This is a genomic window from Vulcaniibacterium thermophilum (genome assembly GCF_007923255.1).
Classification (GTDB): Bacteria; Pseudomonadota; Gammaproteobacteria; order Xanthomonadales; family Xanthomonadaceae; genus Lysobacter_F; species Lysobacter_F thermophilum.
The window spans coordinates 43,308-58,128 of the sequence record NZ_VOHJ01000006.1 but is presented as its reverse complement, the minus strand read 5'-3'; the positions used below and the strand labels follow the sequence as shown (position 1 = coordinate 58,128).

The window sequence follows — 14,821 nt, the reverse complement described above, 5'->3', positions numbered from 1 at the left end:
CATCATGAAAAACCTTGGCTGTAGGGAAGCAGTCCACGCCCGAGCGGGCGTGCCGGTTCGGCGACGGAAGCTGGGTGCGCTTCTGCTGGCCACTGCGCTCGGACTATGGGTCACCGCGCCGCGGGCGTACACCATGAGTGTCATCGAGATCGGGCCGAATCTGTTTCAAAGCATCCTCAATCAGCTCAACACGTACCAGCAGCGATACCAGGACTACGCCGAGTATGCCCAGCAGGCGCGACGCTGGGTGCAGACGTACCAGCATATGAGGCAGCAGCTGTTCGCACTGCAAGCCTTCGTCGGGCAGATGCATGGCAAGGGCGTCCTGCTCGAGGAGCGTGACGAGACCTACGGCATCGAGGATTGCGATCCGCAGGGCGGGTCGCTCGCATCGATTGCGTTGAGCTGGCTCAAGGCGGATCTCGATGGCGAGATCGGTCCGCAGCAGGTCAACGTCTGTCGGCAGATCGTGGTCACCCGGAACAAGAAGTTCAACGAGACCATCAAGATCCTGAAACACCTTCAGAAGGTGGAGGCCGAGTGGAGGTTGATCGAGGCCCGGCGGCTGTTGAGTAACACCCAAGGCAACATCGAGGGCAGCAACAACGACGTCAACCGTTTTGTCGGCCGGCTGCAGCAGGACCTCCAGTTCTGGCAGGCATCCATGGCAGCGTACGACGCCTACCTGGACCTGCTGAATCAGGAGCAGCAGCGGCTTGCGCAGGCCGCCATGCGCGGCAAGAAGGCCGTGCTCGGTACGGTTGCGCAGGGCGCCACGCTGAGGATGGCGCTGCAAAAGGCGCGGAGGAGAGAACGTTGATCAGGGCATCACTCAGGTGAGCTTTCCTATGGAGCAGAATCTGCTTGCGTCGTTGGGTGGCCTTTCGTCGATGCTTCCGGCGAAAGCCGGGTTGCTGAGCGACGCATCCCAACTCATGTTCTTCCACGAGCTGGTCTCGTTCATCAGCGATGAGCTGAAGGAGTTCCAGGAAAACCTGTTGGCGCGAACCATGACCTGGGTTGGCGGGGTTGCGCTGTCGGCCATGACGTTGTGGATCATGATCCAGGGCTACCGCATCGTCAGCGGGCAAAGTCGCGACTCGATGATGCAGTTCGTCACTCATTCCTTGAGGGCGATGCTCATCGTGACGGCGGCAACCACTTTCTCGATCGCGGGAAACAGCATTTCCGAATATCTCACCGAGGGACTGAAGGAGGAGATCGCCGAAGTCGTCAGCGGCGATGATGACGACACGGAAAAGAAGATCGATCGAAGCCTTGGGTACATGCAGTTGGCACTCAGCAGCATCGATTCGCTCCACACGGGAGGAAGCGAAGCAGTTCAACAGGAGAAGGACCGCAATATGTGGTTCACCGGTATTGGCATCGCGGGGCCAGCCATCACGGGAGGCGCGTTGCTGCTGTTGAACAAGATCGCCATGGCTCTGGTGGTCGGGCTTGGCCCCTTCTTCGTTTTGTGCCTGTTGTTCGAGCAGACCAAGCAACTGTTCCATCGCTGGTTGTGGTACGCGGTAGGGACGCTCTTTTCGTTGGCGGTCCTGAGTGTGATGGTGACGATCGCGCTTGATGCGGTGCTGGCTGTGTCGATCATGTTCTGGACCGGTAAGTTTCTTGGCGCGAACCCCGAAGGCATCAACAGTCTGGCGCTGCAGCAGGGGGGGCTGGGATTGATCTTGACCGTCCTGATCATTACCGCCCCGCCGATGGCCGCCAGCTTTTTCCAGGGCACGCTCGGTCAGTTCACTCCCTATTCTCAGTTTGGTTCCGCCAATGGCAGTGTCGGGTCAAGGCCTGGCGAGCCGAACTTCCGCGGCTATTCCGCGACTGGAGCCCATGCGGTGGATCGCGGAGAGGTCAGGCCCTCCGAGCGCATCCTCATGCCGGCCGCGGGTCTCCGTCCCGGTGCTGAGGACACGGTAAAGCCGCCGCCGGCAAGCACCCCCCTTACGGGACGCGAGCGTGGATAGCGATGAGGCGCATTTACGCGCCAGTGGGGCGGGCACGTCCACCGGGTGGGCGGCGCTCGTTCGGAACCTGCCAAGCGAAGCGCAGCGGATGGTGAAGACTGTCTTTAGCGAGGCTGTTGTCGAAAAGGGCGGAGCGATGCGCTCTCTTCACCACGCGGATGGCTGACCGGCTGGGCGCTGCGTGCGTTCCGTGTGCGGCACGCGGACCGGTTCGGGGCGGGGGCGCGAGCGTCATGAGGCGCCTGCCTGTCACGCGTCTCTACAGCGGCGTAGGGCGGGACTGGTCCCGCCGCGATGCGACGAAGCCATGCCCCTGCGGCGTACGCCCTCACCCCGACCCCTCGTCCGGCCCGCGCCCAGGTATCTGAGGCTGCGCGAGGGCGACAGGCGCCTGTCCGGAAGCGGCGGCCGCGCCGCGGAGCGTCACGGCGCGTGCTGACTGCCATCTGCTGCCCGTTGTCGCGGCAGCGGTTGCAGGCCATGAGCTGGATCGGCCGGCGACTGCGAAGCCGATCCGAGGCGAGCCGCCCTTCCGGTGATCCGCATGCGGATGGGGAGCCTCGGGCGGACAGGCGAACAGCGCCGTATCCGCTTCCGTCGCCAACCGGGCGGCATGTCGCGGTGCTCAGGCGAGCGCCGGCGCCGCGCGCGCCGACAACAGACCGTCGACGACCGCATCGGGCCGCTTCATCCACGCGAAGTGATCCGCTCGCGTGCCGAGCGTATCGCCGTCCAGCTCGACGATCGTGCGCCGCGCGCGCGGGAGCTTGTCGAGCAGGTAGTCGAGCGAGGAGCGTGGTGCCAGCCGGTCGCGGCGCAGGACGATGCCGACCACGTGCGGGGACAGCGGGGCCATGCCGGCCTCGAGATCGTCGGGGATGCCTTCGGCGGCGTAGCGGCCGCTGAGGCCGGTGCGTGCCCAGTCGCGGATCAGCGTCCGCGCTTCGTTGCCGCCGAAGGCCAGCAGGCGGCCGGGCAGCGCGCCGACGCGTTGGGCAAGCCAGGGGAGGAAGCGGTAGGCGAGCGGCAGACCGTAACGCAGCGGCGGCGGGAAAGCGCGCCAGTAGGGCGCGCCGCTCGCGACCAGCCATAGCCCGTGAGGCGGCGCCTGTGGGCTCGTTCGGCCGGCATGCCACAGCGCGAGCGTGCAGCAGGCCAGTTGCCCACCGAGACTGTGCCCGCCCAGATGCGAGAGTGCGAAGCCGGCACGCTCGATCGCCTGCAGCGACGCCGGAATGTCCTCCAGCAGCACTGCCGGATATCCCCAGTCGCACTGGCGGCCGGCACGCAGGTTGCTGGTACCGAGCCCACGCCACTCGTGCACGAACACGGCGATGCCGCGGGTGGCGAGGGCATCGGCGAAGGGCAGGTAATGGCGGGCGGCGACGCCCAATGCGGGCAGCCAGAACAGCGCGCCTGCGGGTGAGGCGGGGACGCGGGCGATGAGACGCCAGCGATGCGGGCCTGCGTTCGCCTCCAGCTCCAGCGGCGCGGGCGCATGCTCACGCATCGGGCGCCGCCCCGAAGTGGTCGAGCACCAGCACGTCGCTGCGTCCAGGTCGATAGCCCGACAGCAACCCGCGGTGCACGTAGTCGCCTGCGAGGCGGCAGGCCTCGATCAGCGTGCGGCCCCGGCACAGTTGCGCCGCGACCGCCGAGGCGAGCGTGCAGCCGGTGCCGTGCGCCCGCACCGCCAGCCGGCGATGCCGGATTTCGCGCACGGTCGCATCGACGCCGATCAGATCGACGACCTCCTCGCCCTCGTCCAGATGGCCGCCCTTCAGCAGCACCGCGTGCGCGCCGAGTCCGCGCAGCGCCGAAACCGCCTCGTGCATCGCCGCCACGCTGCGGATCTCGCGTCCCAGCAGCAGCGACGCTTCGGGCAGGTTCGGCGTGACCACGGTCGCCATCGGCAGCAGCCGGTGCCGCAGGGCCTCGAGCGCCTCGGTTTCGAGCAGGCGAGCGCCGGAGGTCGCGACCATCACGGGATCGAGTACCAGCGCCGGCGGGCGGTGATGTTCGAGCGCGTCGGCGACCGCGTGGATGATCCCGGCGGTGGCGAGCATGCCCAGCTTCACCGCGCCGATCGCGAAGTCGTCGAAACACGCGTCGATCTGCGCGCGCAGGAAGCGCGCATCGGGCACGTGCACCGCGTTCACGGCGCGCGTGTGCTGGGCGGTCAGCGCCGCGATCGCGCTCAGGCCGTGGACGCCGTGCGCGGCGAAGGTCTTCAGATCGGCCTGGATGCCCGCGCCGCCGCCGGAGTCGGAGCCGGCGATGGTGAGCGCGCATGGGAAGTCGGAGGGCGTCATCGGACGGCGTCGCAGTGGGAGGGCGTCATTGTGCCGAAGCTGCGCCGGCCGTGAGGATCGTGGCTCCTTTCCGCGCCTCGTCGGGACGACGCCGGGATCCCCCGCGGCCCGCCCCGTCCGCAGCGAGGGGCGGACGCCGCAGGCGCGAAGCGACCGCCGCGCCGCTTCGCGACAGCGCCTGCGGAACGCGCGAACGTGAACCCCACGCCGGGGGATGGCCGGACATCGCCGGCCGCGATTCCGGCGGCGCGGCACGACCGTGCGCTCGGCAGCGGCGCCGCACCCACGCGCGGGCTCACGGCGCATTCGCGTGCGCGCGCCTAGTGTCGAGGCGGACGACCGCCGCAGGAGGTACGCATGACCGAGCCGCTCGGACGCAGGCGCTGGGCCATCGCCGAGGGGTACATTCCCGGCCGCAGCACCGGGCCCAAGCCGGAACTGGAAAGCCACGAGACCTGCTGCATCCTCAACACCGGCGACCGCGACGCGCTGGTGCGCCTGATGGTCTATTTCGAGGATCGCGAGCCGGCCGGCCCCTACACCGTCAACGTGCAGGCGAGAAGGACCCGGCATCTGCGCTTCAACGAACTGAAGGATCCGGAGCCGATCCCGCGCGATACGCCCTACGCGAGCGTGATCGAGAGCGACGTGCCGATCGTGGTGCAGCACACCCGGCTCGATTCGCGTCAGGCCGAGAACGCGCTGATGACGACGATCGCGTTCCCGTGCGATTGACCGATGGGCGAGGCGTGGCGCAACTGGTCGGGCAGCGTTCGCTTCTCTCCGGCGCGTCGCGTCCGGGCGCACAGCGAGGACGAGATCGCGGTCGTGGTGCGCGAGGCGAACGCGCAGGGCCGGAGCGTCCGGGTGGTGGGCAGCGGGCACTCGTCGAACGGCATCCTGGTCGGTCCCGACGTGCTGGTGACGCTCGAGCGCCTGTCCGGCGTGATCGAGGCGGATCGCACGCGCTGCGAGGCGCGTGTGCTTCCCGGGACGACGTTGGAGGAGCTCGGCCGCCTGCTTTACGAGCATGACCTCGCGCTGCCGAACTACGGCGACGTCGCCACCCAGACGATCGGCGGCGCGATCGGCACCGGCACGCACGGCAGCGGGCGCCGGCTGCACAACCTCTCGCAGATGCTGATCGGCGCGCGCCTGGTGGACGGGCGCGGGCAGGTGCGCGAGATCGATGCCACCGACGTCGAGCGCCTGCGCGCCGCGCGCGTGGCGCTCGGCGCCTTGGGCATCTTCACCGAGCTGCGCCTGGCGCTGGTCCCGGCGTTCGACGTCGAGCGGCGCGAGTACGCGACCAGCACCGACGCCGCGCTCGCGCATCTGGACGAACTCGCCGCGCACAACTACAGCTTCGACTTCTACTGGTACCCGCGGCGCGACGATGTCAAGCTGCGGCTGGTCAACCCGGTCGGCGGCGGCACGCGCGATCTGCCGTACGCGCGCCTGCTGGAACGCCGCGGCGGTTACGCGCACCAGCTCATTCCGACCCACAGCGGCCTGCCGCACCTGTTCGAGGAATGCGAGTACGCGATGCCGGCCGACGCCGGCGTCGCCTGCTTCCGTGCCGTGCGCGAGCGCATCCTGGCGCGTTGGCGTCGCGTGGTCGGCTGGCGCGTGCTCTATCGCACGGTGGCGGCCGACGACGCCGACCTCAGCACCGCCTCCGGCCGCGACACGGTGACGGTCTCGCTGCACCAGAACGCGTCGCTGCCGTGGCGCGCGTTCTTCGCCGACATCGAGCCGATCTTCCGCGATCACGCCGGGCGGCCGCATTGGGCGAAGAAGCATTCGCTGCGCGGTGAGCGTCTTGCGGCGCTGTACCCGCGCTGGATGCACTTCCAGGACGTGCGCGCGCAGTTCGACCCCGACGGTACCTTCCTGACGCCGCAGTTGCGGCGCCTACTGGGGGTGGCGGCATGAGCGCGATCGGCCGCTGCCGCTGGGCGATCCCGGCCGGATGCATCCCATCGGCCTCGACGGGGCCGGAGCCCGAGTTCACCAGCCGCGACGAGCTGAGCCTGCTGAATGCCGGCGATGCGCTCGCCAACGTGCGCGTCACCGTGTTCTACGCCCGCCGCGAGCCGGTCGGACCGTTCCGCATCGGCGTGGCCGCGCGAAGGCTGCGGCGGCTGCGCATCAACGACCTGATCTTTCCCGAAGCGGTGCGTCTGGACGTGCCCTACGGGCTGCTGATCGAAAGCGATCGCCCCGTGGTCGCGCAGTTCACGCGCCAGGACACGCGGGCACGGTGCAATGCCGGCCTGCTGACCACCGCCTTTCCCGCATGAGGAGCCGGGCATGCCGTCGATCGGTTACCACGCCTCGCACGAACAGTTCCCCCCGCGCGATCTCCTGCGTTGGGTGCGCCGCGCCGAGCAGGCGGGCTTCGACGCCGCGATGTGCTCCGACCACTTCCATCCGTGGAGCGGCGAGCAGGGCCAGAGCGGCCATGCCTGGTCCTGGCTCGGGGCCGCAATGGCGACCACGGCGCTGCCGTTCGGCGTGGTCAACGCGCCGGTGGGCCGCTACCACCCGGCGGTGATCGCGCAGGCGGCGGCGACCCTGGCGCAGATGTTCGAAGGGCGGTTCTGGATCGCGGCCGGCAGCGGCGAGGCGCTCAACGAGACGATCACCGGCGAGACCTGGCCGGCCAAGGATCTGCGGAACCGCCGCCTGTTCGAGGCGGTGCAGGTGATGCGCGCGCTCTGGCGCGGCGAGGAGGTCACCCATCGCGGTTCGATCACGGTCGAGAGAGCGCGCCTCTACACGCGCCCGGAGCAGGCGCCGCCGATCTTCGCCGCCGCGCTGAGCCCGGAGACCGCGCGCTGGGTAGGGGGCTGGGCCGACGGCCTGATCACCATCTCGATGCCGCGCGACAAGCTGTGCGCCGTGCTCGACGCCTTCCGCGAAAGCGCCGGCGACAAGCCGGTGCGCCTGCAGGTCAAGCTGGCGTACGCCGCCAGCGAGGAAGACGCGCTCGCCGGCGCGCACCGGCAGTGGCGCACGAACGTGTTCGAAGGCGCGCTGTCCGAGGAGCTGCGCACGCCGGCCGACTTCGAGGCCGCCGCCGCCTTCGTGCGGCCGGAGGACGTGCGCCGGGCCGTGCGCGTCTCCGCCGACGTGCAGCGCCATCTGGCGTGGCTGCAGGAAGACCTCGAGCTGGGATTCGACCAGCTGCTGTTGCACAACGTGCATCCCGCGCAGGAAGCATTCATCGACGCCTTCGGCGAACGCGTGCTGCCGGCGTTGCGTTCCGGCTGAGCGCGCCGCTCAGGGCGCGGCCGGCCGCGTCGGCTCCCGGCACCGCAGCCAGCGGTAGCCGTGGCCGTCGAGGAAAAGCCGCAGCGGCATTCCCGACGGTGGCGGGTAGGCGCGATCGGCGACCACGTCGAACAGCGCGTCGAGGTCGTCCTCGCGCAGGTCGAATTCGACCGCCTCACGGCCCAGATTGACGAAGCACAACGCGCTGGAGCCCGTCTCCGGATCGTCGTAGCGCAGCCCGAATACGGTTCGCGCCTCGAAGCGCGCCAGCCGGGCGATGCCCAGCATTTCCCGCAGGCCCTGCCGCGCGCGGATCAGCGCCTGCGTGACGCCGAGCAGCGAATCGTGCCGCCCGAGCTGGCTTTCCACGTTCACCCGCGGATAGCCGAACGGCCCTTCTTCGATCGGCGGAGCGACCAGCGCCTCGCGCGGTGCGCTGGAGAAGCCGCCGTTCGGGCCCGCGCTCCACTGCATCGGTGTGCGCACCGCGTTGCGCTCGGGCAGCGCCAGATCCTCGCCCATGCCGATCTCCTCGCCGTAGCGCAGGATCGGCACGCCGGGCAGCGCGAACAGCAGGGCGTGCGCCATCGCCAGGCGTCTCGCATCGCCGCCGAGCATCGGCGCCAACCGGCGGCGGATGCCGGTGCGGTAGGCGCGCATGCGCGGATCGGGCGCGAACGCGGCCAGCACCTCCTCGCGCTCGGGCGGTCGCAACTGGTCCAGATCGAGCTGGTCGTGGTTGCGCAGCCAGGCCGCGTGGCTGCAGTCGCCCGGCGCCGGCGTGCGTTCGTTGATCGCCTGGATCAGCGGTTCGGCCTCGCCGCGCGCCAGCGCCAGGAACAGATGGTTGTTGAGCCAGAAGTCGAGCAGCCACGTCAGCCGCTCGCCCTTGTCGAAGTACGAGGAGTACTCGTGCACGCCGACGTCCGCCTCGCCCATCAGGATCGCCAGCGGATTGCGCTGCGAAACGAACGCGTTGATCTCGTTGAGCCACCACATCCCCTGCAGGTGGCTGTTCGCCAGGCGCGCCTGCCGCACCATGTGCGGAGCGGCGTCGACGCGGAAGCCCGACACACCGAGGCGAAGCCAGTACGCGAGGATGCGGCGGATCTCCTCGCGCACCGCGGGGTTGGCGGTGTTGAGGTCGGGCTCGTGCGAGTAGAACACGTGCCGGTAGAACTGCTGCGCCTGTTCGTCCCAGGTCCAGACGCTCGGCTCGACATCGGGAAAGGCCGGCTTGAACCCGGTCTCGACCGGCTCGTCGGACCACACGTAATAGTCGCGATAGCGCGAGCGTCGGTGGTGGCGCGCGTCCTGGAACCACAGGTGCTGGTCGGAGGTGTGCTGCGCGACCAGCTCGACGATGACGCGGATGCCGAGCTGGTCGGCGCGTTCCAGCAGGGCGATGAAATCGCTCACGTCGCCGAAGCGCGGATCCACCCGCATGTGGTCGCTCACGTCGTAGCCGCCGTCGCGGAACGGCGAGCGGTAGAACGGCAGCAGCCAGAGGCAATCGACGCCGAGCATGCGCAGGTGATCCAGGCGCGAGCGCAGGCCCACGAAGTCCCCGCATCCGTCGCCGTTGCCGTCCTTGAACAGCGACGGATCGACCTGGTACACGGTGGCGTTGCGGTGCCAGAGCGCTTTCATCGGTGCACGGCGGGTGGCTGGACCGTGGGTTGTACCGCCGTCCGCCGTGAGCGGCCGGTGACGCACCGCCCCGCCGCGAGGTGCGACCCGTCAAGCGCCGTGAGGTCGCGGAAAACGCGGCTCGTCGTTGCCGCGCACGCGGGAAAAGCCCGGGTCGCCCGACGTGGACGACGTCGATGAAGCCGCTGGCGCGGCCCCGTCGGGCAGGACGTGGTGGCTCCACGCGGCAGTGCCGGACAGCGCACACGCCAGCGGTCCGCACGTTCCCGCGCCGGCGATGCGACCGGAGCGCCGCGACGCGGCCGCGCCCGCGCCGGCCAGCGCGCGCCGCCGGACCCCCGCGCTCCGCTACACTTCCGCGCCTGTTTCCGACCGAGAGCGGATATGCGCCGAAAGATCGTTGCCGGTAACTGGAAGCTGCACGGCACCCGCCGGTTCGCCTTCGAGCTGCTCGACGCCATCGCCGCCGAGGCCGCGCCGGAGGGCGTGGAGCGGTTGATCCTGCCGCCGCTGCCGTATCTGGCCGAGCTGGTGGAGCGCTACGGCCCGCGCGGGCTGCAGTTCGGCGCGCAGGACGTCAGCGCCAACGAAAAGGGGGCGTTCACCGGCGAGGTCTCCGCGGCGATGCTGCTCGACGTCGGCGCGCGCTACGGTCTGGTCGGCCATTCGGAGCGGCGCCAGTACCACGGCGAAAGCAGCGAGATCGTCGCGCGCAAGTTCGTCGCCGCGAAGAAGGCGGGCCTCACGCCGATCCTGTGCGTAGGCGAGACCCTCAGCGAGCGCGAGGACGGCCAGACCGAATGGCGCCTGGAGCAGCAGCTCGAGCCCGTGTTCGAACTGGCCGGCGACGACGCCTTCGAGGGCGCGATCGTCGCCTACGAGCCGGTCTGGGCGATCGGCACCGGCCGTACCGCCACCCCGGAGCAGGCGCAGGAGGTGCACGCGTTCCTGCGTAGCGAAATCGGCGCGCGTAATGCTAGAATTGCGAGCTCGCTGCCGATCCTGTACGGCGGCAGCGTGAAGGCCGACAACGCCGCCGCGCTGTTCGCGCAGCCGGACGTCGACGGCGGCCTGGTCGGCGGCGCCTCGCTGGTCGCGGCCGATTTCAACGCCATCGTGCGCGCGGCTGGCTGAGCGACAGGCAGACGCGCGCGACGCAGAACCGAGGCAAGCCACCGATGATGACGCTGCTCAACGTGCTGTACGTGCTCATCGCGATCGCGATGATCGCGCTGATTCTCATGCAGCGCGGTGCGGGTGCGCAGGCTGGCACCGGCTTCGGCGCCGGCGCGTCGGCGACGGTGTTCGGCGCGCGCGGCGCGGCGAACTTCCTCTCCAAGGCGACCAGGTGGCTGGCGATCCTGTTCTTCGTCATCAGCCTCGGCATGGCGTGGCACGCCAGCCGGCAGGCGCGCCAGGGCGCCGCTGCGGTCGATCTCGGGGTGATGTCGCAGGTGCCCCAGGCGCCCGCGCAGCAGGCGCCGGCTCCGGCCGCGAACGGCGCGGTTCCCGCGGCGCCTTCCGCTGCGCCGCAGGCGGTGCCGCAGGCGCCGGCTCAGCCGCAGCAGGCTCCGGCGCAGCCGCAGACGCCTGCGCCGGCAAACACCAACTGAGTTTCAGCGGCTACAATAGCGAGCCGCAACGCCCGGCCCGGACGGCCAGGCGCGGTCAGCGATGACCGAGACGCGAGACGGAGCGCCCGGATCGCACGCAGGACGCTCACATTGCCCAGGTGGCGGAATTGGTAGACGCACTACCTTGAGGTGGTAGCGACGCAAGTCGTGGGGGTTCGAGTCCCCCCTTGGGCACCAACGATTACAGGGGTTTCGAACAAGCGGCCGTCAGGCCGTTTTTTCGAATCGCCGGGCGAAAAGCGACGCGCCCGGCTGCGTCGGGCGACGCTGCGGCGCGCGCCCGGCGGGCGATCACCCCGTCGCCGCGTCCCGTGCTGCGGGATGCGATGGCGCGGCGGACGGAACGACGTCCACCGCGGCCGGGTGCGGGCTCGCCGCTGCCGGTGAGGCCGCAAGCCAAACGCCACGGCGACGTGGCTTAGCCAACAGGCGCCGCCCCGGTGGCGCCGCGAGAGAACGCGAGTGCTGGCCGAATATCTGCCGACCCTGCTGTTCCTGATCGTCGCCGGCGCGATCGGCGTCGCCCTGATCGCGGTGGGCCGCACGCTGGGCCCCAAACGCCCGACGCCGGAGAAGCTCGCGCCGTACGAGTGCGGCTTCACCGAGTTCGAGGACGCGCGCATGCAGTTCGACGTGCGCTATTACCTCGTCGCCATCCAGTTCATCATCTTCGACCTCGAGATCATCTTCATCGTGCCGTGGGCCACGGTGTTCCGTGAGCTCGGCCCGCTCGGTCTGGTCGAGATGGCGATCTTCGCCGGCATGCTGCTGCTCGGCTTCGTGTACGTCTGGAAGAAGGGGGCGCTCGAATGGGAGTGATCCACTCCGTCGGCGACAAGCTGGCCGGCCTGATGAACAACCCGCTGCCGGAAGGGCGGCTGGACGACATCCTGCGCCCCGAGGGCGACAACCCGGTGATGCAGCAGGGCTACGTCACCACCAGCATGGACGCGCTGTGGAACTGGGCGCGCACCGGCTCGATGTGGCCGATGACGTTCGGCCTGGCGTGCTGCGCGGTGGAGATGATGCACGCCGGCGCCGCGCGCCTGGACCTCGACCGCTACGGCGTCGTGTTCCGGCCGAGCCCGCGCCAGTCCGACGTGATGATCGTCGCCGGCACCCTGGTCAACAAGATGGCCCCGGCGCTGCGCAAGGTCTACGACCAGATGCCGGACCCCAAGTGGGTGATCTCGATGGGCAGTTGCGCCAACGGCGGCGGCTACTACCACTACTCCTACTCCGTGGTGCGCGGCTGCGACCGCATCGTGCCGGTCGACGTCTACGTGCCCGGCTGTCCGCCCACCGCCGAGGCGCTGGTATACGGCATCCTGCAGTTGCAGAAGAAGATCCGTCGCGGCACAAACTTCGGCCCGAACCGTCAGGGGCTGCGCGGATGAGCGAGCTCGCGATCGCCTTCGCCGACCAGTTGCGCGCGCGCTTCCCGGAAGCCGCGGTGACCGTGGCCGAACCGCGCGGCGAGGTCACGCTCGAGGTGCCTTGCACGCACTGGCTGACCACCGCGCGCGCGTTGCGCGACGAGTTCGGCTTCGAGCAGCTGATCGACCTCTGCGGCGTCGATTACCTCGGCTACGGCAGCGACGAGTGGGACACCGACGTGTCCTCCGAGGGCTTCTCGCGCGGCGTCGAGGGCCGCGGCCCGGGCCGCTTCGCCTGGGGACAGCAGCCCACGCTCGGCGCGGTCGCGCCGGAGCGCCGCTTCGCCGTGGTCGCGCACCTGCTGTCGCTGCAGCACAACCGCAGGCTCCGCATCCGCACGTTCGCACCGAACGACGACCTGCCGGTGGTCGATTCGCTGATCGAGGTCTGGCGCGGCGTGAACTGGTTCGAACGCGAGGCGTTCGACCTGTACGGCATCGTGTTCGACGGCCATCCGGACCTGCGCCGCATCCTCACCGACTACGGCTTCGTCGGCCATCCGTTCCGCAAGGACTTCCCGCTGATCGGCAACGTCGAAGTCATCTACGACCCCGACCGCCGCCGCGTGGTGTACCAGCCGGTCTCGATCGAGCCGCGCGTGGGCGTGCCGCGCGTGGTGCGCGACGATGCCCGCTACCAGACCTCGGTGGGCGAGAGCACCGCCACGCAGCAAGTGGGCCGCGAGGTGAAGCCATGAGCGCCACGCCTACCGATCTGACGCGGCCGGCCGCCGACGGCGCCGAGATCCGCAACTACACGATGAACTTCGGCCCGCAGCATCCCGCCGCGCACGGCGTGCTGCGTCTGATCCTGGAGATGGACGGCGAGGTCGTGCAGCGCGCCGACCCGCACGTCGGCCTGCTGCATCGCGGCACCGAGAAGCTGGCCGAGAGCAAGCCGTTCAACCAGTCGATCGGCTACATGGACCGGCTCGACTACGTCTCGATGATGTGCAACGAGCACGCTTACGTGCGCGCCATCGAGACCCTGCTCGGCATCGAGGCGCCCGAGCGCGCGCAGTGGATCCGCACGATGTTCGACGAGATCACGCGGATCCTGAACCACCTGATGTGGGTGGGCTCGAACGCGCTCGACCTCGGCGCGATGGCGGTGTTCCTGTACGCCTTCCGCGAGCGCGAGGAGCTGATGGACTGCTACGAGGCGGTCTCCGGTGCGCGCATGCACGCGGCGTACTACCGGCCGGGCGGCGTCTATCGCGACCTGCCGGACGTGATGCCGAAGTACCGCGAGTCGCCGTGGCGCAAGGGCAAGGACCTCAAGCGCTTCAACGAAGCGCGCGAGGGCTCGCTGCTCGACTTCCTCGAACACTTCACCCGCGAGTTCCCCAAGCGCGTCGACGAGTACGAGACGCTGCTGACCGACAACCGCATCTGGAAGCAGCGCACCGTCGGCGTCGGCGTGGTGACGCCGGAGCAGGCGCTCGCCTGGGGCATGACCGGCCCGATGCTGCGCGGTTCCGGCATCGCCTGGGACCTGCGCAAGAAACAGCCGTACGCGCGCTACGACCGGGTCGAGTTCGACATCCCGGTCGGCGTCAACGGCGACTGCTACGACCGGTATCTCGTGCGCATCGCCGAGATGCGCGAGTCCAACCGCATCATCGCCCAGTGCGTGAAGTGGCTGAAGGCCAATCCCGGTCCGGTGATGGTCAAGAACTTCAAGGTCGCGCCTCCCTCCCGCGAGGAGATGAAGGACGACATGGAAGCCCTCATCCATCACTTCAAGCTGTTCTCCGAGGGCTACTGCGTGCCGGCCGGCGAGACCTACGCCGCGGTCGAGGCGCCCAAGGGCGAGTTCGGCTGCTACCTGGTTTCCGACGGCGCCAACAAGCCGTTCCGCGTCAAGCTGCGCGCGCCCGGCTTCGCCCATCTGTCGTCGATGGACGAGATCGTGAAGGGCCACATGCTGGCCGACGTGGTCGCGATGATCGGCACCTACGACATCGTGTTCGGGGAAATCGACCGATGAAAGCCACCGGCAATTTCGAACGCTGCCAGCACGTCGATCCGATGGTCGTGCTGAGCGACAAGACGCGCGCGCACATCGACCACTGGGTGGCGAAGTTCCCGCCGGACCGCAAGCGCTCGGCCGTGCTGCAGGGCCTGCACGCGGCGCAGGAGCAAAACGGCGGCTGGCTCACCGACGAGCTGATCGCCGCGGTCGCCAAGTATCTCGGCCTGCCGCCGGTGTGGGCCTACGAGGTCGCGAGCTTCTACTCGATGTTCGAGCTGAAGCCGGTCGGCCGCCACAACGTCGCCATCTGCACCAACATCAGTTGCTGGCTCAACGGCGCCGAGGATCTCGTGCGCCATTGCGAGAAGAAGCTCGGCATCAAGCACGGCGAGAGCACGCCCGACGGCCGCATCTACCTCAAGGTCGAGGAGGAATGCCTGGCCGCGTGCTGCGGCGCGCCGATGATGGTGGTCGACGGCCATTACCACGAGAAGCTCGACACCGCGAAGGTGGACGAGATCCTCGACAGCCTGGATTGAGGGCGCTCGCC

Annotated in this window: 16 protein-coding genes and 1 tRNA gene; 14 read left to right on the top strand and 3 right to left on the bottom strand. The window is 69.3% G+C overall.

Annotated elements, in window-relative coordinates; genetic code table 11:
• The first annotated feature begins 4 nt into the window (after positions 1-4).
• Together FQY64_RS04150 and FQY64_RS04145 are read left to right on the top strand one after the other, a co-directional pair.
• Positions 5-820, top strand: a complete 816-nt coding sequence (locus tag FQY64_RS04150) for a hypothetical protein (RefSeq protein ID WP_146472451.1) — start codon at positions 5-7, stop codon at positions 818-820.
• Positions 821-848: 28 nt separating this feature from the next.
• Positions 849-1,988 (top strand): TrbL/VirB6 family protein, encoded by a 1,140-nt coding sequence (locus FQY64_RS04145; protein WP_146472450.1) that lies wholly within the window; start codon positions 849-851, stop codon positions 1,986-1,988.
• Positions 1,989-2,613: 625 nt separating this feature from the next.
• On the opposite strand, the gene FQY64_RS04140 is transcribed toward FQY64_RS04145, so the two are convergent.
• Both FQY64_RS04140 and thiD read right to left on the bottom strand, forming a co-directional pair.
• Positions 2,614-3,498: an alpha/beta hydrolase family protein gene (locus FQY64_RS04140; protein WP_146472449.1), complete on the bottom strand. Its 885-nt coding sequence runs from the start codon at positions 3,496-3,498 to the stop codon at positions 2,614-2,616.
• Positions 3,491-4,300 (bottom strand): bifunctional hydroxymethylpyrimidine kinase/phosphomethylpyrimidine kinase, encoded by an 810-nt coding sequence (gene thiD / locus FQY64_RS04135; protein ID WP_146472448.1) that lies wholly within the window; start codon positions 4,298-4,300, stop codon positions 3,491-3,493. The genes FQY64_RS04140 and thiD overlap by 8 nt, the downstream gene beginning before the upstream one ends.
• 357 nt (positions 4,301-4,657) lie before the next feature.
• Here thiD and FQY64_RS04130 point away from each other — a divergent pair, with 357 nt between their 5' ends.
• Genes FQY64_RS04130 through FQY64_RS04115 form a run of 4 tightly spaced genes read left to right on the top strand, consistent with a single transcriptional unit; the run spans position 4,658 to position 7,576 of the window.
• Entirely contained in the window at positions 4,658-5,035 is a 378-nt protein-coding gene (locus FQY64_RS04130) for a sensory rhodopsin transducer (RefSeq protein WP_146472447.1), read from the top strand.
• A gap of 3 nt (positions 5,036-5,038) precedes the next feature.
• On the top strand, positions 5,039-6,235 hold the full coding sequence (locus FQY64_RS04125; RefSeq protein WP_146472446.1) for a D-arabinono-1,4-lactone oxidase: 1,197 nt from the start codon (positions 5,039-5,041) through the stop codon (positions 6,233-6,235).
• Positions 6,232-6,603 (top strand): sensory rhodopsin transducer, encoded by a 372-nt coding sequence (locus FQY64_RS04120; protein WP_146472445.1) that lies wholly within the window; start codon positions 6,232-6,234, stop codon positions 6,601-6,603. The genes FQY64_RS04125 and FQY64_RS04120 overlap by 4 nt, the downstream gene beginning before the upstream one ends.
• Positions 6,604-6,613: 10 nt before the next feature.
• On the top strand, positions 6,614-7,576 hold the full coding sequence (locus FQY64_RS04115) for a TIGR03885 family FMN-dependent LLM class oxidoreductase (protein WP_146472444.1): 963 nt from the start codon (positions 6,614-6,616) through the stop codon (positions 7,574-7,576).
• 9 nt (positions 7,577-7,585) lie between these two features.
• On the opposite strand, the gene FQY64_RS04110 is transcribed toward FQY64_RS04115, so the two are convergent.
• Positions 7,586-9,226 (bottom strand): alpha-amylase family protein, encoded by a 1,641-nt coding sequence (locus FQY64_RS04110; RefSeq protein WP_146472443.1) that lies wholly within the window; start codon positions 9,224-9,226, stop codon positions 7,586-7,588.
• Positions 9,227-9,610: 384 nt separating this feature from the next.
• On the opposite strand from FQY64_RS04110, the gene tpiA reads away from it, so the two are divergent.
• The 8 genes from tpiA (at position 9,611) to nuoE (ending at position 14,810) form a co-directional block, all read left to right on the top strand.
• The gene (gene tpiA / locus FQY64_RS04105) at positions 9,611-10,360 is read left to right on the top strand and encodes a triose-phosphate isomerase (protein WP_146472442.1); all 750 of its coding nucleotides are present in this window, start codon (positions 9,611-9,613) and stop codon (positions 10,358-10,360) included.
• 44 nt (positions 10,361-10,404) lie between these two features.
• Positions 10,405-10,839 carry a preprotein translocase subunit SecG gene (gene secG / locus FQY64_RS04100; protein ID WP_146472441.1) on the top strand — a complete coding sequence of 145 codons (435 nt, stop codon included), beginning with the start codon at positions 10,405-10,407 and terminating at the stop codon, positions 10,837-10,839.
• A gap of 113 nt (positions 10,840-10,952) precedes the next feature.
• A tRNA-Leu gene (locus tag FQY64_RS04095) sits at positions 10,953-11,037 on the top strand.
• 285 nt (positions 11,038-11,322) lie between these two features.
• Complete coding sequence (locus FQY64_RS04090; protein WP_146472440.1) at positions 11,323-11,679, top strand: NADH-quinone oxidoreductase subunit A; 357 nt, start codon at positions 11,323-11,325, stop codon at positions 11,677-11,679.
• Positions 11,670-12,257, top strand: coding sequence for a NuoB/complex I 20 kDa subunit family protein (locus tag FQY64_RS04085; RefSeq protein ID WP_146472439.1), 588 nt, complete (start codon positions 11,670-11,672; stop codon positions 12,255-12,257). Before FQY64_RS04090 ends, FQY64_RS04085 begins: the two co-directional genes overlap by 10 nt.
• The gene (locus FQY64_RS04080; RefSeq protein WP_146472438.1) at positions 12,254-12,994 is read left to right on the top strand and encodes an NADH-quinone oxidoreductase subunit C; all 741 of its coding nucleotides are present in this window, start codon (positions 12,254-12,256) and stop codon (positions 12,992-12,994) included. Before FQY64_RS04085 ends, FQY64_RS04080 begins: the two co-directional genes overlap by 4 nt.
• On the top strand, positions 12,991-14,286 hold the full coding sequence (locus FQY64_RS04075; protein WP_146472437.1) for an NADH-quinone oxidoreductase subunit D: 1,296 nt from the start codon (positions 12,991-12,993) through the stop codon (positions 14,284-14,286). The genes FQY64_RS04080 and FQY64_RS04075 overlap by 4 nt, the downstream gene beginning before the upstream one ends.
• The gene (gene nuoE, locus FQY64_RS04070; protein WP_146472436.1) at positions 14,283-14,810 is read left to right on the top strand and encodes an NADH-quinone oxidoreductase subunit NuoE; all 528 of its coding nucleotides are present in this window, start codon (positions 14,283-14,285) and stop codon (positions 14,808-14,810) included. Before FQY64_RS04075 ends, nuoE begins: the two co-directional genes overlap by 4 nt.
• Positions 14,811-14,821 lie beyond the last annotated feature (11 nt).